This window comes from Buttiauxella sp. WJP83 (genome assembly GCF_027594725.1).
GTDB lineage: Bacteria > Pseudomonadota > Gammaproteobacteria > Enterobacterales > Enterobacteriaceae > Buttiauxella > Buttiauxella selenatireducens.
In genome coordinates this window covers 2065320-2086624 of the sequence record NZ_CP110080.1, presented here as the reverse complement: position 1 = coordinate 2086624, position 21305 = coordinate 2065320, and the positions used below count along the sequence as shown (strand labels likewise).

Sequence of the window (21305 nt, the reverse complement as noted above, 5' to 3'; positions counted from 1 at the left end):
ATCTCTCACTTACATTGGCCATGAACGGTCTGTACACCCGTTAAGTTTGTTGTCTGTTTTGTCAGGGTATAAACCACCCGGCATTGCTGGCTTGTTTCACTGCCCCACTTCACATCCAGAACGCCGCGGTCTGCCATACCGGTCAGATAAACCTGACCTGCATCACCCACGATAAAGCCCTGAGAGGTTTTCCGGGTAGGGTCGGTAACCATTGCCCCAAAGGGAACCGGAGTTCCATTAGCTGTCAGCAACGTCATTAATGCACGCAAACCGACATTGGCATTAAAGTTCGCCCGCACTACAGCACCACGTGTTGGAACGACATTCTGATCCGTCAGCGTCAGGTCAACATCATCGGGCAGAGTGTCACTATTGAGGCGCACGTTAACCTTACGGTAAGGACTTGCATAAGGCATGATGGCGTAGCCACGCCAGTCCGTTTTGACTCCCGTCTGGTTATTGACCCCCACCCCGCTGGCACCTTGCGCTTTCACCAACACGATGGTTTCACCCATCGGTTGGCCAAAGGTCACTCCGTCCTCATGGCCGACAATGCCGCCTTGTAACCCATAGTTCAGACGCTGGCTGTTCTGATCGTAGCCATAACCCGCGCTGACCTCACCATAAGTGCCACGATAATCCGTGTTCATGTACCCCGTGTTGCCCGTGCCCTGGCTGGTATAGCCTTGTTGCACGCTCCAGCTCAGATTATTATCCGCAAGTGCCGTACCACTGAGCCCCACACTGTTAGTGGTGCTGCCGTGTTTACTGGTACTGAGGTTATAGTTCGCGTAGCTGTTAGCCAGGAAGCTGTCTAGTGGCACACTGATATTCAGGCTGAAGATCTGATCCCGCTCGTAAACGCGCCCTTGACCATTGCTGTTATTGGCCTGAGCATTTTCGTTGTAGCTGTAGTTCAGGCCATAGCTGATGCTGCGCCAACTATTGTTATACCCCACCCCCATCGAGCGCATCGTGCGGTTAGAGTTCCAGTAATCTTCGCTGACCCAACTCAATGATAACGAACCAGCATCCTGCCAAAGGTTCTGGCTTACCGTCAGTTCACTGCGATTGCGACGGCGTTCAAGCCGTTGCCTGTCGCTGTTATCACGATATGTATCCATCACTTCCTGAAGGGTATAAAAACCATTGGTCGAGTAGCGATAACCCGCGATGGCAAAGTTGGTTCCCGTCTCGACAATATTTTTGCTGTAACGAACACGCCACGATTGCCCATCATCTTTAGTTTGGTTCTGCGATGTTGACCAGGCTTGCGTGATATCCGTTGATACCGCACCAAGCTCTCCCAGGTTTTTCCCAAGCCCAAACGCAAGCGATTGATAGTGGCTGGAAAATTGCCCACCACCGTACCCAGTAAAACCTTTCGGCAGTCCATAAATGGCCGTTCCCTGTGTAAACGGCGTGCGGTCTACGCTGCCGTCGTAAGAGCGATATTGGCCACTCGTCAGGCTGTACTTGAGGCGGCCTTCGCGTTGCAAAACAGGCAATGAAGCAAAAGGCACAACGAGGATTTGCTCACTGCCATCCGCCTCTTTTATGGTGACATAGAGATCGCCGGAGCCACCTGTTGGATACATATCCGTGATTTCAAAAGCGCCTGGAGCCACACTGCTTTGGTAAATGATGTAGCCATTCTGGCGGATAATTACCTGTGCGTTGGTACGGGCGATGCCCCGCACAACGGGCGCATAACCTTTGATGCTGTCTGGCAACATATCGTCATCGGAAGCCAGTTGCGCCCCTCGGAAAGGAACGCTATCAAAAACGTCACTTGGGGAAGTGCTATCACCCAGTGTTAGCTGACTTTTCAGTGCCACAATGTTGCGCTGGGCGTAGGTATAAACGGTGTCCCATTTTCCTTCACCTTCGCTGCTACGATTCCAGGTAGTGTAATTACGAAGTCGCCACGCGCCATAGTTGATACCAGGTCGAAGATTGGCGTACTGGCTGCTGCTGTTTCCCGCATTCCCGCTACGTGCGTAATTATTGGCGCCGCTCAGGTTGTAATTGAGCAACACTGCCGGAATACCGCTGTCCCATTGCGTTTCGGGAATATAGTCACGCGCTTTCTTTGAAATCGCTATCTGCGGAACGCTCAATAGCAACTGCTGAGAATTAAAACGAAATTCAGCCTTTGCCTGCGCAATAGCATTAATATTTGCACAGGCGGTACTCAGGTCACCTGTTTCCGGATACAGTGCTGTTTTAACACCCATCTCATTGAGCTGTGCCACACTCAAACAAGGTTGGAGCGTTTCCTGCCCTTCATTATCTTTAACGATAATAAATTTAACGTCACGCGTATCTTGCAGTTCATTATTCAGATAGATATCGACCCGATATACTCCCGGAAGTTGGCCTGCGCCATCTTCAAAGACCGAGACATCGGTTACGCCCTGACTTTCATTGCCAAGCTCCAGTAACGCCGGGTTAAAATAATCCCGTGCATTTGCTTCTGAAAATAGACTGCTCATAATAATAAGCTGGCTACCGATAAAATAGGCCAAACGGGTGACGAGGTACTTATTAATATCCCTGTTTATATTATTTTTGCTATTCATCTATCAACTCCTGGCTTACAGTCAGGAGGTACTCTCCGTCTGTAAAAAATATTTATATTGGCAGTGCTATGAATTGGAGTGACAATTATTACAGTGGGCTATTATGTTCCACGCCGATGGCTCCATAATCGCTGATGATTTTCCAGGTCACACGATTTGCGGAAACTCCGGCAGGGATATCAAAACTGGCGGTACTTCCAGGTGCTACATAGGTCACATCGCTCAAGGCTTTCCCTCCCACTTTCACTTCCATAAAGTTCATATAAAACGGGGTTGGATTGGTCACCTGGACGGTTTTACCCAATCGATGCCAGGTCAATTTATCCGTCTGTTCTTCAGGTACACCTTTCAATCCCTGAGGGCGGTAAATCAACTTGATGCGTGTTTTCACCGCAATTTGTAATGTATTTTGTCCAGAGTTTTTATCTGCGGCTGGAATCGCTTTAATATTCATCCAGTAAAGTGATTCTTTATCCATTGGCATTGCACCGCCGACTTGTACAACGCGCAGCACGTTATTTTGCTCGCCATCTAAACGAAACAGCGGTGGCGTCACCATGAAAGGGGCTTTCTCAGCGCCACCACTGGCAGCCTCTACCCAACTCTGGATGAGAAAAGGCTGTTTATCCGGGTTGTTGACGCTCAGTGAAGACTCCTTCTTGCCACCGTCATAAATCATGCGCGTGCCACCAATAATGACACCCGCTTGCGCCATGTTTGCGCCCATCAGTAATACCACCAGCAAAGTGCCAGAGAATATTTTCATCAATCGACTCCTGAAAAATAAAAATGGCCGGCAACACTAAGTTGTCACCAGCCATCAGATGAAATTAGTTGTAAGTTACAGAGAAATTAGCTGTAGAGTTTGCAGGGCCAGCAGTTACAGTTGCCGCAGTCGCAATATAACGAGCAACAAATTCCAGGTTGTTATCAGCAGTGCTGGATAATGGGTATGCTTTAGACGCGGTGAACAATGGCAGCACAGTATTGTCATTATCAGAAAGCTGAATACCCACGCCGGTTGCAACGCCAGACTGTGGAGTCAAAGCCAGAACACGGGTGTCACCAGTAACGTTGGTGCCGTCAAATTTAACCATTGCATTGCTGACCGTTGCCGGGCAGTTAACTAACTTCAGAACGAATTTGGTCGCAGCAGCAGTAGAACCTGTACCACTGAATTCAGATTTTGCTACCTGACCGAGAGTCACTGTCAGTGGGTTAGATGGGGTATTAACAATGTCACAACCCGCATCAATGATTTCACCCTGGAAATTAACCTGGCCACCGACAGCTAATGCAGAACCCATAGAGAGGACAGTCGCACCAGCAATAATCGCAGCGATTAAATTCTTTTTCATAATTCTATTCCTTAATATTTTAATTGGATTTGATAAATTAAAATACGCCCCATCCAATAAACTATAATCAGATGGAACTTACCAAAAATATCCTTGTATCATCATACGGAGCACAGGAGTGCATTTATTTCGTGAAATAAATGGATTGTTGTAGACTTATATTTACTTACTTATCTTCCATCAAGTGGCCTTGATTTATTCTTTCAGCAATGACTTAACCAATCATACACTCCTGTCTGTTTATATTTTCATTAAATAGCACAATGACCACAAGGTTTTTCTCGGTGTAATTTTACACCGCAACATTTATTCACTTAATAAAATGCCTTACTCATAATACCGCCACTTATTACACCTCTAAGAATTATCCTATCCAATGAGAGTGAGTTACAAATGACTGTATTTGAACACCAAAGGCCATTTTTTACTGACGATTTAAATATCCGAAACCAAAAACCGGTTCACGAAATTGAGCAACTCATTGCCTGGCTCACGCCCATCGCCAACACAATTGAAACAAAACCAAAACAAATAATTAACTACGCAGACAGCACAGAACGTATGTGTTTTATTCTTCATTCGGGCAGCGTTTCGCTATATCGCAGTGTAGATGGCATGGTACTGAATACGGAATCAGCCCCATTTTTATTTGGTATGAGCACGCAACATACCCACTCTGAGTATCTTTATTTCCGCACACATGACGAATCAAGGATAAGCAGTCTGTCGCTGGAACAGGCGAATAAGATTATTGCTGAGCAGAACTTATGGCGCAGTTTATCCCAGCTCCTCGTTTATACCGTGACCCGGGTTTACGATCATTGCACGAAAATTTCAGCCCTGTCATCCTACGACATCATTCGCTATCAACTGTATGAATTAATGGGAGAAACCGAGGAAATCAGAAGCAAAATCACCATTTCAAACTACATACAAAGCCGCACGTTTCTGTCGCGAAGTAGCGTGATGAAAATTCTGGCCCAGCTTAAAACAGGGGGATATATCATTACCGAGCGAGGCTTATTGCTCGCCATCAATAACATCCCGCTGAGATATTAACCACACCTTGCGGCAAGACATGGAACTCATGTTATAAATTATACTAACGTTATCTGAGTATCTGAGACCAAAAGTTGAATTCATGATGAAACCCTCTGAGCCGGAACAAGACGAAAAATTGGTAATCCAATCGCAAGCGACATTGGATCTTGTTGACATGCTCAGCCCGCTTGTCACGTTTGAAAAAGTACCTGCCTTGCAACGGCTTTACTACTCTGTTGATGGTGTGCATATGTGTTACATCATTCGCTCCGGCAGCGTGATGGTTCGACGGGATACGGATGAAATTGTCATTACATACTTGCTCGTTCCCAACATTACTGGGGTGTCGAATTTGTTGCCTTCATCAGTGGGGTTATTCCTCGAAACACTCAGCGAGTGTGAAATTGCAATCTTGACCACCGATGACGCACGGAAATTGATCAACGACACCAACGCATGGGAGGCACTGGCAGGACACATTGCAAAAGTGTCAGCCAACCTTTTTAAACATAATGTCATCATGACCGCCCCCACCGCCTACCAGGTCGTTCGTTTCCAGCTCATTTCTCTTATGCAAGAAGAAGAAAACATTCGGGAAACTACGTCGATTATTCAGTACGTTTTGCAAAGAACACGGCTATCGCGTAGTTCGGTGATGAAGATCCTCGCACAGCTCAAACAAGGCGGCTATATCGAGACGAAAGACGGTTTTTTGACAAAACTAAATTCATTGCCCGCAAGATATTAGAGTTCACAGTGAGCCAGGATGCCCTTTTTTTTTAACCGGATGCGAACTACCATAGGGTATCTTAGCGCCCCATAGGAGTTCAGTAATGAAACTGTATTATAAAGCTGGTGCCTGTTCCCTCTCCCCTCATATTGTCCTGCGTGAATCCGGTGTTGATTTCTCTCTGGTTAAAGTTGATTTAGCGTCGAAAAAGACCGAAACGGGTGATGACTACCTTGAAGTTAACGCTAAAGGGCAAGTTCCCGCGCTGCTGCTTGATGATGGTTCATTGCTGACTGAAGGCGTGGCGATTGTGCAGTATCTGGCAGATAAAGTCCCTGACCGCCAATTGCTTGCACCTGCCGGGAGCATGACGCGCTACCACACGCTGGAATGGCTTAACTATATTGCCACCGAGTTACATAAAGGTTTCTCACCGCTGTTCAATCCGGCCACGCCGGAAGAGTTCAAACTCATCACTCGTGCGGCACTGGAGAAGAAATTCAGATACGTCAACGAAGAGCTCAATGATAAACAGTGGCTGATGGGGCTGCGTTTTAGTGTGGCAGATGCCTATCTGTTTACCGTGTTGCGCTGGGCGGATGCGGTGAAACTGAACATGGAAGGACTAAGTAATATCGATGCGTTTATGGAACGAATGAAAGCGCGTCCGGCCGTGGCGGCTGCATTAACAGCTGAAGGGATCTAAGCAGGTAAGCCGTTAAGAATGCCCTCATCTGAGGGCATTTTGTTTTACAGTTTCACCGCAGTGAAGTAATGCTCTGGGTGCGCAATACCTTCCTGCGCTGCGACCAGTTGTAGCTCGTATTCTTCCATTTTCTTGGTCACGACCATGATGTCGTAAACCGCTGCGGTAACATGCTCTAAGGCTTCGCGTAGCGTGGCACCATGCAAAAGATTGACCAGCAGCAGCCCACTCGTCACATCACCCACGCCGACTGGCTGGCGCTCACCAAAATCGACCAATGGACGATGGATATGCCAGGCTTCATCGGCCGTCACCAACAGCATTTCAAAGCGATCATGCTGATAAGCGGCGCGCGCCAGGTGTTTCACCAGCACAATTTCCGGGCCCAGGTTAATCAACTCTCTCGCGGCATGCACGGCTTCTTCTACCGTGTTAACCGCATGACCGCACAGGATTTCAAGTTCAATCAAGTTTGGCGCGATAATGTCACTGGCTGGCAGTGCGTAACGCGTATGGAATTCAGCAACACCGGGGGCGACGATACAGCCCTTTTCAGGATGCCCCATGACCGGGTCACAGAAATACTTCGCGCCGGGATTCGCTTCTTTAACTTTACGCACAATAGAAAGAATGTGTTCGCCCTGTTCCGCTGAGCCAAGATAACCACTCAGAACTGCGTCACAACGCTCTAATTGCCCAATATCTGCAATCCCCTGCACAATCTCGCTGAGGTGACTGGCTGGCATTACGCTGCCTGTCCATTTTCCGTATTGGGTATGGTTGGAGAACTGTACTGTGTTTAAAGGCCATACGTTCGCACCAAGACGTCGCATCGGGAATTCTGCGGCGCTGTTACCTGCATGACCGAAAACTACATGGGATTGGATGGCAAGAATGTTTTTCATTTCTCTACTCGGAGACACCGATTCTTATAGTGGTTGTGAAGACAACGGTTGGTAAAAATAAAGGGCGTGGTTTCCCACGCCCTTCTGTTCATTCTTAATTACTTCCAGCAAACGAGGCAGTAATTTTTCTTGCCCCGGCGCAGCAAGGTGTAGCGATTGAAAAGAATATCGCTATCAACAAAGGTATATTCCGGGTCAGACTGCTTCTCGCCGTTAATGGTGATGGCGTTTTGCGCGATGGTTTTACGTGCCTGGCCGCGTGACGGTTGCAGTTCGGAATCAACCAAAGCCTGCTGCAGGTCAGCGCCGCGATCCATTTCCACCATCGGTACGCCGTCTTGTGCCAGTTGCTCAAGGTCAGCTTCGGTCAAATCGCTCAGGTTGCCATTGAACAGGCTGCTGGTGATACGCTTCGCCGCTTCCAGACCTTCTTCACCGTGAACCAGACGAGTCACTTGCTCTGCCAGCACATATTGCGCACGTGGAGCCGTACCGCTGTTCTTGTCTTCTTCTTCCAGCGCGTTGATTTCGTCGAGGCTCATGAAGGTGAAGAACTTCAGGAAACGATAGACATCGGAATCAGCCGTGTTAATCCAGAATTGGTAGAATTTATATGGACTGGTTTTCTTAGGATCCAGCCACACCGCACCACCTTCAGTTTTACCAAACTTGGTGCCATCGGATTTGGTGATCAACGGAACCGTCAGACCAAAAGCTTGTTGCTGATGCAGACGACGAGTCAAATCGATACCGGAGGTGATGTTACCCCACTGGTCAGAACCCCCAATTTGCAGAACCACGCCATGCAGCTTGTTCAGACACGCGAAGTCATAACCCTGCAGCAGGTTGTAGGAGAACTCAGTAAAGGAGATACCGACATCATCACGGTTCAGACGCTGTTTCACCGCTTCCTTGTTAATCATCTGATTAACAGAGAAGTGTTTGCCAATATCACGCAGGAAGGTCAGCACGTTCATACCGCCAAACCAGTCGTAGTTGTTGGCCGCAATGGCTGAGTTTTCGCCACAGTCGAAATCAAGGAAAGGCGCAACCTGGCGGCGGATTTTTTCAACCCACTCCTGCACGGTATCTTCGGTATTGAGTTTGCGCTCTGATGCTTTAAAACTCGGGTCGCCAATCAGACCTGTTGCTCCGCCTACCAGCGCAACCGGTTTGTGACCTGCTTCCTGGAAGCGTTTCAGGCACAGCAGTGGAACCAGATGGCCCAAATGCAAGCTGTCAGCGGTAGGATCAAAGCCGCAATACAGAGCAATTGGCCCTTGCGCCAGTCGCTGTGCTAACGCTTCTTCATCCGTTACCTGGGCGACTAATCCCCGCTCTTGCAATTGTTTTATCAAATTGATGCTTGCCATCAAATTCTCCATCTATATACGACTGCACCTTGGCCGGTACACGGCTTTTCGCCAGTTGACGAAAGGAAGTAATTTCTTAGGGGACATAGAATAAAGCGCCAACAACCGGAGTGCCAGCGCTTAAAACAACAATTTGCCTATGTTATGGAGCCAGACGGTCTATTTTCCAGGCACTGCCTTCACGCTGGTATAAAAAACGATCGTGTAGACGATGTTCTCCACCCTGCCAGAATTCCATTTGTTCAATTGTTACACGATACCCACCCCAGAAACTGGGTAATGGAATTTCGCCCTGCTTGAATTTCTGTTTCAGTTCGAGGAATTTGCTTTCAAGAATACCGCGAGCGGAAATTCGGCTGGATTGTTTGGAAACCCAGGCACCGATCTGGCTGTCACGCGGCCGGCTGTGGAAATACTTCATCACTTCGAGTGTGGATAAGCGCTCCGCAGTGCCCTGCACCATCACCTGACGGTCGAGCATATGCCAGGGGAAATGCAAGCTGATACGCGGGTTATTTTCCAGATGATGGGCCTTGCGTGAACCGAGGTTGGTATAAAACACCAGCCCGCGCTCATCAAAGTGTTTGAGCAAAACAATACGCTGATACGGCTGGCCGTTTTCATCAACTGTGGCCACTACCATGGCGGTAGGATCAGCAAGTTTTGCATCGCAGGCTTGAGCTAACCAGCGCTCAAACAGTGCTAAGGGTTCTTCAGTCAGATCATTACGGCGCAAGCCACCTTTAGTGTATTCGCGGCGCAGATGTGCAATTTGTTGCAGAGAATCGTTATCAGACATGGCGTTACGTCAGGCTATCGTAAGGTGGAGCTATTGTGCGCTCCACCCTAAGAAATCTCAACGTTTTGGATTTTGTAGCTGGCAATTATTCAGTACAACACTGTCTTTACGATACACCGTAGCGGTATCCCCCTTCGACCAGAACACGTAAACCCCATCAGTATAACGGGCGCCCGATGCGGATAAGCCCTGTGTCAGTGATAAGTATTCGTTGTCGTAAACAAAGCTCACCATACTTTTTTGGTTGTTTTGTTTAACCGTCAGGGGTTTTTCATCACATTGGTATTGCAGCGTATCCGTCTGCATACGTTCTACAAAAGTGTTGTAGTAGCTACATCCGGCAAGCATGAAGGGGATGGTGGCAATAAGTAGTTTTTTCATCTGCATGTCCTGAAGTTCTTATTATTTCTTATAAAGGGGGAGCATAACCTCCCCCATTAACTTCAGTTTAGAGATTTAGTGCTGAAGATTATTTCAGTTAACTCTGATTATGCAGCGGATTTGCAGGAAAAATTGCACCTATCACACTGGCGGCCGACGCCCCCGTTACCGAAGGCAGATTACCCGGTAACCCAGATAACGTGCGGAAGGCAAGCCAGGCGAAAGCTAACGCTTCCATATCATCACCACTGATTCCCGCGTCGTCAGTGGTGGTGACTTCGATTCCAGTCAGGAGCCCAGCCAAACGGGCCATCAATAAAGGGTTACGACTGCCCCCGCCACACACCATCAGGCGCTCACAACCGCCGCTCAACAAGACTTGCTCTGAAATCGTTACCGCAGTCAGTTCGGTGAGTGTTGCCTGAACATCTTCTGCAGCAATCCCAGGGAATGCCGCAAGTTGACGCTCGAGCCAGCCATAATTGAAATACTCGCGCCCGGTACTTTTTGGCGCGGGCATCGCAAAGTAAGGATCGCTTAGCATTTGCTGCAACAGCGGGAGAATCACCTTACCGCTGATCGCCCATTCCGCGTCTTTATCGTAGGCTTTTCCACGCTGACGCCATATCCAGGCATCAATCAGCATATTTCCCGGCCCAGTGTCGAAGCCGCGCACCGGTTGTTCGGGAATGAGCAGCGAGAGATTGGCGATACCGCCGATGTTGAGCACCATACGATGCTCGGTGGGATGCCCAAGTAAAGCCTGATGGAAAGCAGGCACGAGTGGTGCCCCCTGTCCCCCAAGCGCCATATCACGGCGACGGAAGTCCCCCACAACAGTGACGCCCGTACGGGCAACAATCTGATTATTGTCACCAATTTGCATGGTATGAGGCGCTTCACCTTGTGGCTCATGCCACACCGTTTGCCCATGGCAGCCAATAGCGGTGATATCCGTATACGTCAGCCCTTGCTCTGTCATCAGGGTTTGTACCGCCTCAGCGAATAATTTACCCAGCCGATTATCAAGCTGTCCAAGTTGAGAAAGGGTTAATTGTTGGCCCTGGCAGATAGCCAAAATGGCTTTTTTGATATCCAACGGAATCGGATGGCTGTAACTGGCCTGCTGGGCAACAAGATGTTCATCGATCGCTGCCAGAACGACATCAATACCGTCCAGGCTGGTACCTGACATCACACCGATATAACGCCCTGATTTCATCTGTTACTCCTGGAGACTCGCCAAATAGTGGGATTAATTCCTTCATAAACTAACATTCAATGCGGTGATTAATTAATATTTTTAATAACATTGCGTCACAAAATGATAGTGAAAGTGGTGTAATGCCCTAATTGCAACTGGTTTAAGCCTGGTTAATGCAGGCTTTTTTAGTATCAATGCCATAATGCGGCTGAACTAATATTAAATTCAGCACCTAAATACCATATAATTTAGACACGATGGATGCTCGGTTGGGCGTTTCTAGATGATCAGGAGAGTCATAAATGATTTCACGTATACTGGCAGTCTCGTTAGTGGGTTTAACTTTGGCTGGTTGTACTAACACCAGCACGCTTTCAGGTGATGTTTATAGCGCCTCAGAAGCCAAACAAGTTCAAAGCGTAACCTACGGCACGTTGGTATCCACCCGTCCGGTTCAAATCCAGGCAGGCGATGATTCAAATGTGATGGGCGCGATTGGTGGTGCTGTTCTGGGTGGTTTCCTGGGTAACACTGTTGGCGGGGGTACCGGTCGTTCACTGGCAACTGCTGCTGGTGCAGTAGCAGGTGGGGTTGCGGGCCAGAGCGTTCAGGGTGCACTGAACAAAACCGACGGTGTTGAGCTAGAAATTCGCAAAGATGATGGCAACACTATTCTGGTCGTGCAGAAACAAGGCAAGACCCAATTCGTAGCGGGCCAACGTGTACGCATCGCCAGCAACGGCAGCCAAACGACTGTATCACCAAATTAATAATGCCAGGGGTGGCTTGCTTGCAGGTTGCCCCTCGTTATTTCTGCAGTATCGATTGTTGCAAAATAGAAAGCCTCACCGAATGATGAGGCTTACTGAAAGGCATTACTCTTTTGTCTGTAGATGAACGATGTTTTGCTCCAGGCGATTAATCAGGTCAAGTAATAGTTCTTGTTCTTCAGAACTGATCCCCAACAAAATCTCATTACGCGTTTTTTTAATAACCGTTTCCATCTCATTAATAATTGGCTCAGCACGTTCAGTAAGCTTTATGCGTTTCGCCCTTCGGTCATTCGCACAAGTTTGACGTGAAATAAGCCCTTTCTCTTCCAGTTGGTCGAGCGTTCTAACCAGTGATGGTTGCTCAATACCAATCGCTTTGGCCAACTGAATCTGTGACTGCTCGGGCGGTAACTGGTGAATATTGTGCAGCGTTACCCAATGCGTCTGTGTCAACTCCAGAGGTTTCAGGCGATGGTCAATCAGAGCACGCCAAATGCGCACCAACCGTGCCAGATCCGATCCTAGTGGCGATTCCAATTTCATCTCCTTATAATTAGCTTGCTAACTTATTATACTGATTTTAAACTATTGTGCAGGCATTAATTGAAAAATTAAATTCCTTACTTTTGCTGACGTTAAGCAACCAGCTATACTTTTAGTTTACAACTAAGTCAGGGGAAACGGCAGTCATCCCCGGAAATTTAAAGGATTATCTGACGTGAAACTCAATTTTTTAACATCCGGCCTGCCGCTCCAGGACTTGGTTGTAGGAGCTTCAATCTACTTCCCCCCTATTTTTAAAGCGATAATCCTGGGTTTTTTTATCTGGCTCATTCTTCATCATTTACTGCGTGACTGGATGTATTCCGGTGATATCTGGCATCCGACATTAATGGATCTGTCGTTATTTTCACTCTCCGTCAGTGCAGGGCTTGCGATTCTGGTGGTCTGGTAAAACATGAAAACAATAAAGTACTTTTCCACCTTGCTGATTTTCGCGGTAGCCATCATTGTTGGTTGGATGTTATGGAATTATTACATGCAATCTCCCTGGACGCGAGACGGGAAAGTTCGGGCTGAACAAGTCAGCATCACGCCCCAGGTGTCAGGAACGATTACGCAACTCAATATTGAAGATAACCAATTCGTTAAAGCGGGTACGGTGCTGTTCACAATCGATCCCACGCCCTATCACATAGCGCAACTGAACGCGGAAGCGCAATTAGCTCAGGCGCAATCTGAACTGGCAAAAGCCAGCAATGAAGCTCTGCGCCGCAGAAATTTACCCCGCAATTACATATCGGCTGAAGATATGGATACCGCGAATATTAATGTTAAAGCCGAGCAAGCCGCAGTCAAAGCTGCCGAAGCCACACTTGAACAGGCGAAATGGCAAATTACCCAAACGACTGTGAGTGCGCCCGTGGATGGATGGGTAACCAATCTCTCCACTCGAACAGGTAATTACGCCACAGTAGGCCAACCCGTCTTTGCCCTCATCGACAGCCACTCTTTTTACGTTGTGGGTTACTTTGAAGAAACCAAACTGCGCCATATCCAACCCGGTGATGCCACACAGATTGTTTTATACAGCGGCCATATCCCATTAAGCGGCAAAGTACAAAGTATTGGGCGCGCGATATACGATCAAAGCGTAGAAAGTGACAGCAATTTAGTCCCGGACATTAAACCTAATGTACCGTGGGTGCGCCTGGCACAACGTGTTCCTGTGCGCATTCAGCTAGATGAAATCCCGCAAGGAATTACGCTGGTCTCCGGCACCACCTGCACTGTGACCATTAAACACTGACCTCGCCGATGAAATTCTCCGCGTTGACATGGCGAAATACCCCTTGGGCGAAAGCGAATGCAGGCCAATGGCGTTACGCATTGCGTAATGCTATCGCGATGTGTCTCGCACTCACCATCGCCTACTACCTCAATTTAGATGAACCTTACTGGGCAATGACCTCAGCGGCTGTAGTCAGTTTTCCAACGGTCGGCGGCGTGGTCAGCAAAAGCCTTGGGCGAGTGGCGGGCAGCCTGATAGGTGCGATGGCCTCACTCATCATTGCGGGGAATACGCTCAACGACCCGTGGTTGTTTACCTTTGCGATGGCGTCATGGCTTGCGCTCTGCACCTGGAGCTCCAGTCATTATCAGAACAACGTGGCATACGCCTTTATGCTGGCGGGCTATACCGCCGCAATCATCGCTTTCCCGATGGTAAATACCGTCGATACCACGCAACTTTGGGATATCACACAGGCGCGTGTTTGCGAAGTCATCGTCGGTATTTTGTGTGGTGCATTCATGATGATGGTGCTGCCCAGCACGTCAGATGGCACCACGCTGCTCACCGCACTGCGCAATATGCACACGCGATTGCTTGAACACGCCTCAATGCTGTGGAAGCCGGAAACCACGGATGCAATTCGTACCGCGCATGAAGGTGTTATTGGGCAAATTCTGACCATGAACCTATTACGTATTCAGGCATTCTGGAGCCACTACCGTTTCCGCCGCCAGAACAATTTGCTTAACTATCTCATTCATCAACAACTCCGCATGACCAGTGTTATCTCCGGCCTGCGCCGTATGCTGATGAACTGGCCTAACCCGCCAGAGAATTTATGGCCTGTTTTAGAAGCGTTAATCAAAGAGTTGTCGCGGGAAAACGTTCATAAATACACCGTTGCACGCCTGCTTTCGCAAATTGCCCCAAATTCACAAGATGATTACCGCCATCAGGCATTCTGGCATCGGCTGCGCTATTTCTGCTGGCTGTATCTCAATAGCAGCCGTTGGATGCGAGAGCTGGGAAATGCCACACCGGTTTCAGTCCTCACTCCACCCGCCACTGCACCACTGGCACGCCATACCGATAATACCGAAGCGATATGGAGTGCACTGCGCACATTTTGCGTCATAACGCTCACCGGTGCCTTGTGTATCAGCACCCAATGGGATTCGGGCAGTGGCGCACTGACACTTGCGGCAATCAGCTGCGTGCTCTATTCGTCCGTCCCTTCGCCGCTGAATTCACTCACACTCCTGATGCGCACGTTGTTGTGGCTCTCAATGTTCAGCTTCCTGGTAAAATTTGGCCTGATGGTCCAGATTACCGATCTCTGGCAATTCCTGATTTTCTTGTTGCCGCTGTTGGCGACGATGCAATTACTGAAACTACAACAACCTAAGCTTGCCGGTTTATGGGGGCAATTGATTGTGTTCATGGGGTCATTTGTTGCTGTGACAAATCCTCCGGTTTATGACCTCGGCGACTTCCTGAACGACAATCTGGCAAAAGTTATCGGCGTGGGCCTTTCCTGGGTCGCATTTTCTATACTGCGCCCGGGGTCAGATTCGCGGAAAAGTCGTCGTCATATTCGTGCATTACGTCGCGGTTTTGTTGACCAACTCAGCCGCAAGCCGCTGCATTCTGAGCACCAGTTCGAATCACTGATTTATCATCACATCAGCCAACTAAGTAACAGTAAAGATGAGATAGCGCGTCGTTGGTTATTGCGTTGGGGCGTGGTGCTGCTGAACTGCTCGCACGTGGTGTGGCAACTTCGCGGATGGGAGACTCGCTCAGACCCGCTTTCTCAGGTACGTGATGTGTGTATTCATACCCTGAGAGATATCATGAGCGAGCGCGGGGTCCAGCAAAACTCATTAACAAAGGCGTTGCTGGAGTTACAGCGCATGTCAGATTCACTTTCTCACCATCACACCCCGGCTGCGCGTGAACTTGCCGGGATCATCTGGCGACTTTATTGCTCGCTGTCACAACTGACACAAGCGCCACCTGCTGAGCAAACAGCAGGCAGCCACTGAGTTTACTGGATAACACCACACGCGTATCGCGCGCCGCCACCGCCAAGCGGTTTAGGTTGATCGGACATATTATCGCCGTCGACATGCACCATCAGCGCCTTGCCTTTGACTTCATCAAGGGTTTTCAGGCGTGGTGCAGTCACGGGGTCAGTTGCGCTCCCGTCATTATCAACCACCAGCACGGGCAAATCGCCCAGATGACCAACGCCCATTGGCCCCATATGTTTACCGGTTTTATCGGGATCAAGGTGTCCTCCTGCGGCTTCAGCGGCCGAGGGTTTTCCCTCTTTCATTGCGGGATCACAACTGCCGTTAGCATGAACATGGAAGCCATGCTCACCAGGAGGAAGTGTTCGGAGATCGGGCGCGAAGACCAGCCCTTTATCGGTTTCGGTGATTTTTACCGTACCAAGAGAATGACCAATTCCCTGCGGCGTGACGAGATTCATTTGAACCTCGGTGCTTGCAGCCTGAACTGCCGCACAGCTAAATAGTGTTAGAAAAGCCAGACTTATTCGCTTCATATTTACCTCCCGGATTGACTTTCAGCCTGTTAAGCATAGGCCATACCAGTCGATTGCTCCGGGAGATAACTGTTTTTGCGCGTTATGGCACGTCGTAACCCAGAGCGGCTTTACGAATGCGGAACCACTGTTGGCGGCTCATATCAAGGCTGAGAGAGTGGATAGCCGAACGCACGCGTTCAATTTTGCCAGAACCAATGATAGGCAGCGGTTTTGCAGGCAAACGCATCACCCAGGCATAAACCACTTGCTCGATGGTTTCCGCCCCGATCTCATCAGCTACCGTTCGTAACTCATCACGTAACGGCTGGAATGCTTCATCATTAAACAAGCTGCCGCCACCAAGGCATGACCACGCCATAGGATGCGTGCGCAACTGCTGGCATTGATCCAACGTGCCATCAAGAATGGTTGGCTGATGCACCGGTGAGATTTCTACCTGATTGGTGGCAAGCGTAAACGGCAGCCGCGATTGCAGCAGCGTAAATTGTGCCGGTGTGAAGTTTGACACCCCAAAGTGACGCACTTTACCGCTCTGATGTAGCGAAGTGAACGCATCAGCCACTTCATCAGCATCCATTAGAGGATCAGGACGGTGAATCAGAAGCAAATCGAGGTAATCAGTAGCCAGTTTTTGTAGCGAGGCTTCAGCACTGCTGATGATGTGTGATTTGTCGGTAATGTAGTGCCCCAATGCATGGTTTGGATTGGCCGTGGTGGCAATCCCGCACTTGGTGACAATTTCCATTTTCTGGCGCAGATGTGGCACCAGACGCATCGCTTCGCCAAATGCGGCTTCGCACTGATAACCACCATAAATATCGGCGTGATCGGCAGTGGTGATACCCAAATCGACATGTTCTTCAATAAAACTGGCCAGTTGACGAGCGGACATATTCCACTCCATCAAACGCCAATAACCCATAACCAGGCGAGAAAACTCAGGTCCCTGCGGGGAAATCGTAATGCGCTGTACCATAAGGCCGATCCTCAGTATTAAACGAATTCTGCCTCTGAGTATAACGACATCAACGAATTAAAATAGTGAGGGTTGTTGCGGCTCTTCAGGTGAAGCGGATTTGTTTGCTCGTAATTTGCGCATTAAACGCTGGCGGCATAAGCGCAATACGTCCTGCTTTTGCACATCACTCATCTGCTGCCACTGAAAACGCTCATCACGGCTTCGCATACATCCACGGCAAAATCCACGCTCATCTGACTGGCAGATGCCGCGACACGGGCTTTGTATCGGGAAAAACTCTAACTGTTCAGACACCCTAAACCCCTTTTTGCAACGTTATTTCAATTGAAGCCTGACATCCAAATTGTTGCAAGCGGTGCGGTGAATATTCTTAACACTTGTCGCGAAACCCGAAATAGGACCGTTTTAATTAAATTAAGGTTCACCTAATCTTCCTTCATTAGTCTGTGCTCATTATTTATGGGCTCTTATGGTTGTTATGGAAACCTTAGAAAAGTTACAGTGTAACGACTCAAAGTTTAATCTTTACTGCGCATTCTTCTTCACATTAATTAATTTTCTATTTATCAAGCGCACCTGGGAAATCATTGCACCCAACTCTTTCCACAGCTGGGTTTTCGCCATCTCCGTACCTGTCGTTTTGTTTAGCGCCTGGTTGACTATCTTTAGTCTGATTAACCTGCCGTGGTTACGTAAACCCCTGCTGGTGATATTGGTTATTGGCTGCGCAGCCTGTAACTATTTTATGTTCACCTATGGCGCGGTTATCGACAAAAATATGATGACCAATGTCTTTGAAACCGACTCCCAGGAAGCGGTGGCATTGGTTACCCCACAATTGCTGTTGTGGCTAGGGTTTGCCGGTATCGTGCCTGCCGTGTTCATGTCCATAATTAAAATCAAACCCTCACGTTGGTGGTACACCCTCCTGACACGTACCGTCAGTGTTCTTGCCGGTCTGCTTATCATTATTCTGGTGGCTTCCGTATTTTATAAGGACTACGCCTCACTGTTCCGTAACAACAAAAACATCGTGAAAATGGTGACTCCCGCCAATTACATCAGTGCGATTAGCAGCTACACCAAAGCGCGTTGGTTTACCGGTGACCAGACATTGCTAAAGATTGGTGAAGATGCCAGGAAAGGCGCACTGATTACCCAACAGAAAAAGAAGACCGTAGTCGTATTTGTGGTCGGCGAAGCTTCGCGTGCTGAAAACTACTCTTTGAACGGATACGCCCGTGAAACCAATCCTGAGTTGAAAAAACAGAACGTTATATATTTCCCTAATGCCTCATCGTGTGGCACAGAAACGGCCGTATCTGTCCCTTGTATGTTCTCTAATATGCCGCGTAAACATTACGATGCTGATCTTGCCCACCACCAGGAAGGGCTGATGGATGTGTTCGCGCATGCAGGTATCAACGTGTTATGGCGTGAAAATGACGGGGGTTGTAAAGGAGTCTGTAATCGAATCCCGCATACTGATATGACGCAGTGGAATATAAGCGCCTTGTGCAAAGATCAATCATGTTGGGATGACGCGTTGCTGCACCGCTTTGGCAATGTGCTGGATGGCGTGCAACAAGATTCCGTGGTTGTCCTGCATCTGATGGGTAGCCATGGCCCGGCTTACTATCACCGCTACCCTGACAAATTTCGTAAATTCACGCCAACTTGCGACAGCAACCAGATACAGGATTGCGATCGCCAGGCACTCATCAATACCTATGACAACACGATTCTGTATACCGATGATATTGTCAGCCGCACAATTGACGAACTCAAAGCGCATAGCGATCGGTTCAATACCGCGCTGGTGTATCTTTCCGACCACGGTGAATCATTAGGTGAAAACGGCATTTACCTGCATGGCACGCCTTACATGCTGGCACCTTCGCAGCAAACACACATTCCATTCTTGTTCTGGTTATCGAAAGATTACCAACAGAACTTTGCAGTGAATGCGGACTGTCTGACGAAAAAAGCCGCTGCGGAAAAAGTTTCTCAGGATAATATTTTCTCAACGCTGCTGGGCATGATGGACATTAAAACATCTGAATATCAGTCGGATATGGATATTTTCGCCAATTGTCGTAAAACCTGATAATCAGGCGGCAGAAAAATTCTGTCGCCTGTCTCTTGCATTAGACCGACTGGTCTATTATATTTTTTCCCATGAACAGACATCCAGACCATGACACTCGTGAACATCTTCTTGCTACCGGCGAGCAGCTTTGCCTGCAACGCGGATTCACTGGCATGGGATTGAGCGAATTGTTAAGCACGGCCGAAGTGCCTAAAGGTTCCTTTTACCACTACTTTCGCTCTAAAGAGGCGTTTGGTGTGGCGATGCTGGAACGGTATTACACTGCGTACAACCAGCGTTTACAGCAACATTTTTCCCAAGAAAGCGGAACATACCGTGAAAAAATAGTGGCCTGGTATCAGGAAACCGTTAACTGGTTTTCTCAGCACGGTAGCCTTATCAGCTGTTTGACCGTAAAACTTTCGGCTGAAGTCTGTGATCTTTCAGAAGATATGCGAGCCGCCCTCAATCATGGTGCCTCGCAAATCGTCGCCCAATTAGCTGATGCACTGGCAAAAGGCGATGCTGAAAAAAGTCTGGAGCTCACTGACTCGGCCATAAGCCAGGCGCAAGTGATTTATGCATTGTGGCTCGGAGCCAGTCTCCAGGCGAAGATTTCTCGTAGCGCGGTGCCGCTTGAATGCGCCCTCGCCCACGTTACCCAATTATTAGCGGAGCCTGTCTCCTGACAGGCTTTTTTATTTAATTTCAAACTAGACGACCGGTCTACTCGAGGCGTTTTATATGTCAGCAGATAAATTGTTTACCCCACTGAAAGTCGGTGCCATTACCACTCCAAACCGTATTTTTATGGCGCCGTTAACGCGTCTGCGTAGCATTGTGCCAGGGGATATCCCTACCCCGTTGATGGGTGAGTATTATCGTCAACGCGCAAGCTCCGGCCTTATCATCAGCGAAGCGACGCAGATCTCAGCGCAAGCTAAAGGTTATGAAGGCGCGCCAGGCCTGCACAGCGATGAACAAATTGCTGCGTGGAAGAAAATTACGGCTGGCGTTCACGCGGCTAACGGTCGCATTGCCGTGCAACTGTGGCATACCGGACGCATCTCCCACACCAGCATTCAGCCAGGCCAGCAGGCTCCTGTTGCGCCATCAGCAATTTCTGCCGGTACGCGCACCTCACTGCGTGATGAAAATGGGCATGCAATCCGCGTCGACACCTCGATGCCGCGAGCACTTGAGCTCAGTGAAATTCCGGGCATCGTAAATGATTTCCGTCAGGCGGTAGGCAATGCGCGTGATGCCGGTTTTGATATGGCCGAACTGCACTCTGCGCATGGCTATTTGCTGCATCAGTTCCTGTCGCCTACCTCTAACCACCGTACCGATGAATACGGCGGTAGCCGTGAAAACCGTGCTCGTCTGGTGCTGGAAGTGGTTGATGCGGTGAGTAAAGAGTGGAGCGCCGATCGCATAGGTATCCGTGTTTCGCCAATCGGTTCGTTCCAGAATGTCGATAACGGCCCGGACGAAGAAGCGGATGCGCTGTATCTGATTGAAGAATTAAACAAACGTGGGATTGCCTATCTGCACATGTCCGAGCCTGACTGGGCCGGTGGCAAGCCGTACACCGAAGAATTCCGTCAGAAAGTGCGTGAGCGTTTCAACGGCGTTATCATTGGCGCGGGCGCTTATACCCCGGAAAAGGCAGAGTCGTTAATCGAGAAAGGTTTAATCGACGCTGTGGCATTCGGTCGTGACTACATCGCGAACCCCGACCTGGTTGAACGCCTGCACCACAATGCAGAACTCAACACCCAACGCCCAGAAACCTTCTATGGCGGCGGTGCTGAAGGTTACACCGATTATCCGACATTATAAGAACAGTCCATTGATAGCGGCGAGTCATCGCCGCTATACCCTTCATATTTGAAGTTGCCTCTGCGTTGGCTGCACTCACTCACCCCAGTCACTTACTCAAGTAAGCTCCTGGGGACTCTTGAATTTGCCGCCTTGATGCAACTCCAATTATTTTGGGTATATACTTACTTCACTTT

General features: G+C 48.9%; 22 protein-coding genes. 10 read left to right on the top strand and 12 right to left on the bottom strand.

Annotation, left to right across the window (positions count from 1 at the left end; all coding sequences use genetic code 11):
* Positions 1–5 precede the first annotated feature (5 nt).
* The 3 genes from OH773_RS09670 to OH773_RS09660 form a co-directional block, all read right to left on the bottom strand.
* Positions 6–2582 (bottom strand): fimbria/pilus outer membrane usher protein, encoded by a 2577-nt coding sequence (locus OH773_RS09670; RefSeq protein WP_442865664.1) that lies wholly within the window; start codon positions 2580–2582, stop codon positions 6–8.
* A gap of 88 nt (positions 2583–2670) precedes the next feature.
* Positions 2671–3348, bottom strand: coding sequence for a fimbrial biogenesis chaperone (locus tag OH773_RS09665; RefSeq protein ID WP_270145192.1), 678 nt, complete (start codon positions 3346–3348; stop codon positions 2671–2673).
* Between the two features lie 64 nt (positions 3349–3412).
* Positions 3413–3940 (bottom strand): fimbrial protein, encoded by a 528-nt coding sequence (locus OH773_RS09660; protein ID WP_270145190.1) that lies wholly within the window; start codon positions 3938–3940, stop codon positions 3413–3415.
* Between the two features lie 393 nt (positions 3941–4333).
* Here OH773_RS09660 and OH773_RS09655 point away from each other — a divergent pair, with 393 nt between their 5' ends.
* The 3 genes from OH773_RS09655 to gstA all read left to right on the top strand — a co-directional run bounded on the left by OH773_RS09655 (position 4334) and on the right by gstA (position 6417).
* Positions 4334–4999, top strand: coding sequence for a winged helix-turn-helix transcriptional regulator (locus OH773_RS09655; protein ID WP_270145188.1), 666 nt, complete (start codon positions 4334–4336; stop codon positions 4997–4999).
* 82 nt (positions 5000–5081) lie between these two features.
* On the top strand, positions 5082–5729 hold the full coding sequence (locus OH773_RS09650; RefSeq protein WP_270145186.1) for a helix-turn-helix domain-containing protein: 648 nt from the start codon (positions 5082–5084) through the stop codon (positions 5727–5729).
* An 85-nt stretch (positions 5730–5814) separates the two neighbouring features.
* On the top strand, positions 5815–6417 hold the full coding sequence (gene gstA, locus OH773_RS09645; RefSeq protein ID WP_270145184.1) for a glutathione transferase GstA: 603 nt from the start codon (positions 5815–5817) through the stop codon (positions 6415–6417).
* Between the two features lie 44 nt (positions 6418–6461).
* Here the strand turns inward: gstA and pdxY are convergent, their stop codons facing one another.
* The 5 genes from pdxY to anmK form a co-directional block, all read right to left on the bottom strand.
* Positions 6462–7322: a pyridoxal kinase PdxY gene (pdxY, locus tag OH773_RS09640; RefSeq protein WP_270145182.1), complete on the bottom strand. Its 861-nt coding sequence runs from the start codon at positions 7320–7322 to the stop codon at positions 6462–6464.
* Between the two features lie 98 nt (positions 7323–7420).
* Entirely contained in the window at positions 7421–8695 is a 1275-nt protein-coding gene (gene tyrS / locus OH773_RS09635) for a tyrosine--tRNA ligase (protein WP_270145180.1), read from the bottom strand.
* Between the two features lie 142 nt (positions 8696–8837).
* Positions 8838–9494: a pyridoxamine 5'-phosphate oxidase gene (gene pdxH, locus OH773_RS09630; RefSeq protein WP_270145178.1), complete on the bottom strand. Its 657-nt coding sequence runs from the start codon at positions 9492–9494 to the stop codon at positions 8838–8840.
* 57 nt (positions 9495–9551) lie between these two features.
* The gene (mliC, locus tag OH773_RS09625; RefSeq protein WP_270145175.1) at positions 9552–9875 is read right to left on the bottom strand and encodes a C-type lysozyme inhibitor; all 324 of its coding nucleotides are present in this window, start codon (positions 9873–9875) and stop codon (positions 9552–9554) included.
* Between the two features lie 97 nt (positions 9876–9972).
* The gene (gene anmK, locus OH773_RS09620) at positions 9973–11097 is read right to left on the bottom strand and encodes an anhydro-N-acetylmuramic acid kinase (protein ID WP_270145172.1); all 1125 of its coding nucleotides are present in this window, start codon (positions 11095–11097) and stop codon (positions 9973–9975) included.
* A 284-nt stretch (positions 11098–11381) separates the two neighbouring features.
* Between anmK and slyB the strand changes: the two genes are divergently transcribed.
* Positions 11382–11849 carry an outer membrane lipoprotein SlyB gene (slyB, locus tag OH773_RS09615; protein WP_270145170.1) on the top strand — a complete coding sequence of 156 codons (468 nt, stop codon included), beginning with the start codon at positions 11382–11384 and terminating at the stop codon, positions 11847–11849.
* Positions 11850–11954: 105 nt separating this feature from the next.
* Here the strand turns inward: slyB and slyA are convergent, their stop codons facing one another.
* Positions 11955–12395, bottom strand: a complete 441-nt coding sequence (gene slyA, locus OH773_RS09610; RefSeq protein WP_183269436.1) for a transcriptional regulator SlyA — start codon at positions 12393–12395, stop codon at positions 11955–11957.
* A gap of 175 nt (positions 12396–12570) precedes the next feature.
* Here slyA and OH773_RS09605 point away from each other — a divergent pair, with 175 nt between their 5' ends.
* From OH773_RS09605 to OH773_RS09595, 3 genes are read left to right on the top strand one after another with little or no spacing between them, the layout of a single operon-like run.
* Entirely contained in the window at positions 12571–12807 is a 237-nt protein-coding gene (locus OH773_RS09605; RefSeq protein WP_270145166.1) for a DUF1656 domain-containing protein, read from the top strand.
* A gap of 3 nt (positions 12808–12810) precedes the next feature.
* The gene (locus tag OH773_RS09600) at positions 12811–13662 is read left to right on the top strand and encodes an efflux RND transporter periplasmic adaptor subunit (protein WP_270145164.1); all 852 of its coding nucleotides are present in this window, start codon (positions 12811–12813) and stop codon (positions 13660–13662) included.
* Between the two features lie 8 nt (positions 13663–13670).
* Positions 13671–15692, top strand: coding sequence for an FUSC family protein (locus OH773_RS09595; protein WP_270145162.1), 2022 nt, complete (start codon positions 13671–13673; stop codon positions 15690–15692).
* A gap of 2 nt (positions 15693–15694) precedes the next feature.
* Here the strand turns inward: OH773_RS09595 and sodC are convergent, their stop codons facing one another.
* The 3 genes from sodC to OH773_RS09580 all read right to left on the bottom strand — a co-directional run bounded on the left by sodC (position 15695) and on the right by OH773_RS09580 (position 17492).
* Positions 15695–16216, bottom strand: coding sequence for a superoxide dismutase [Cu-Zn] SodC (gene sodC / locus OH773_RS09590; protein WP_270145160.1), 522 nt, complete (start codon positions 16214–16216; stop codon positions 15695–15697).
* 82 nt (positions 16217–16298) lie between these two features.
* Positions 16299–17195, bottom strand: a complete 897-nt coding sequence (locus OH773_RS09585; RefSeq protein ID WP_270145158.1) for an aldo/keto reductase — start codon at positions 17193–17195, stop codon at positions 16299–16301.
* 57 nt (positions 17196–17252) lie between these two features.
* Positions 17253–17492, bottom strand: a complete 240-nt coding sequence (locus OH773_RS09580; RefSeq protein ID WP_183269442.1) for a DUF1289 domain-containing protein — start codon at positions 17490–17492, stop codon at positions 17253–17255.
* A 184-nt stretch (positions 17493–17676) separates the two neighbouring features.
* Here OH773_RS09580 and eptA point away from each other — a divergent pair, with 184 nt between their 5' ends.
* The 3 genes from eptA (at position 17677) to OH773_RS09565 (ending at position 21129) form a co-directional block, all read left to right on the top strand.
* The gene (gene eptA / locus OH773_RS09575; protein WP_270145155.1) at positions 17677–19305 is read left to right on the top strand and encodes a phosphoethanolamine transferase EptA; all 1629 of its coding nucleotides are present in this window, start codon (positions 17677–17679) and stop codon (positions 19303–19305) included.
* A 71-nt stretch (positions 19306–19376) separates the two neighbouring features.
* A complete protein-coding gene (locus OH773_RS09570; RefSeq protein WP_270145153.1) occupies positions 19377–19976 on the top strand; it encodes a TetR/AcrR family transcriptional regulator in 600 nt (199 codons plus the stop codon).
* A gap of 55 nt (positions 19977–20031) precedes the next feature.
* Positions 20032–21129 carry an alkene reductase gene (locus OH773_RS09565; protein ID WP_270145151.1) on the top strand — a complete coding sequence of 366 codons (1098 nt, stop codon included), beginning with the start codon at positions 20032–20034 and terminating at the stop codon, positions 21127–21129.
* Positions 21130–21305 lie beyond the last annotated feature (176 nt).

Coding starts and splice junctions, on each gene's coding strand:
- OH773_RS09670 (WP_442865664.1), bottom strand. CDS start 2,582: ATGAATAGCAAAAATAATATAAACAGGGATATTAATAAGTACCTCGTC.
- OH773_RS09665 (WP_270145192.1), bottom strand. CDS start 3,348: ATGAAAATATTCTCTGGCACTTTGCTGGTGGTATTACTGATGGGCGCA.
- OH773_RS09660 (WP_270145190.1), bottom strand. CDS start 3,940: ATGAAAAAGAATTTAATCGCTGCGATTATTGCTGGTGCGACTGTCCTC.
- OH773_RS09655 (WP_270145188.1), top strand. CDS start 4,334: ATGACTGTATTTGAACACCAAAGGCCATTTTTTACTGACGATTTAAAT.
- OH773_RS09650 (WP_270145186.1), top strand. CDS start 5,082: ATGATGAAACCCTCTGAGCCGGAACAAGACGAAAAATTGGTAATCCAA.
- gstA (WP_270145184.1), top strand. CDS start 5,815: ATGAAACTGTATTATAAAGCTGGTGCCTGTTCCCTCTCCCCTCATATT.
- pdxY (WP_270145182.1), bottom strand. CDS start 7,322: ATGAAAAACATTCTTGCCATCCAATCCCATGTAGTTTTCGGTCATGCA.
- tyrS (WP_270145180.1), bottom strand. CDS start 8,695: ATGGCAAGCATCAATTTGATAAAACAATTGCAAGAGCGGGGATTAGTC.
- pdxH (WP_270145178.1), bottom strand. CDS start 9,494: ATGTCTGATAACGATTCTCTGCAACAAATTGCACATCTGCGCCGCGAA.
- mliC (WP_270145175.1), bottom strand. CDS start 9,875: ATGAAAAAACTACTTATTGCCACCATCCCCTTCATGCTTGCCGGATGT.
- anmK (WP_270145172.1), bottom strand. CDS start 11,097: ATGAAATCAGGGCGTTATATCGGTGTGATGTCAGGTACCAGCCTGGAC.
- slyB (WP_270145170.1), top strand. CDS start 11,382: ATGATTTCACGTATACTGGCAGTCTCGTTAGTGGGTTTAACTTTGGCT.
- slyA (WP_183269436.1), bottom strand. CDS start 12,395: ATGAAATTGGAATCGCCACTAGGATCGGATCTGGCACGGTTGGTGCGC.
- OH773_RS09600 (WP_270145164.1), top strand. CDS start 12,811: ATGAAAACAATAAAGTACTTTTCCACCTTGCTGATTTTCGCGGTAGCC.
- OH773_RS09595 (WP_270145162.1), top strand. CDS start 13,671: ATGAAATTCTCCGCGTTGACATGGCGAAATACCCCTTGGGCGAAAGCG.
- sodC (WP_270145160.1), bottom strand. CDS start 16,216: ATGAAGCGAATAAGTCTGGCTTTTCTAACACTATTTAGCTGTGCGGCA.
- OH773_RS09585 (WP_270145158.1), bottom strand. CDS start 17,195: ATGGTACAGCGCATTACGATTTCCCCGCAGGGACCTGAGTTTTCTCGC.
- eptA (WP_270145155.1), top strand. CDS start 17,677: ATGGAAACCTTAGAAAAGTTACAGTGTAACGACTCAAAGTTTAATCTT.
- OH773_RS09570 (WP_270145153.1), top strand. CDS start 19,377: ATGAACAGACATCCAGACCATGACACTCGTGAACATCTTCTTGCTACC.
- OH773_RS09565 (WP_270145151.1), top strand. CDS start 20,032: ATGTCAGCAGATAAATTGTTTACCCCACTGAAAGTCGGTGCCATTACC.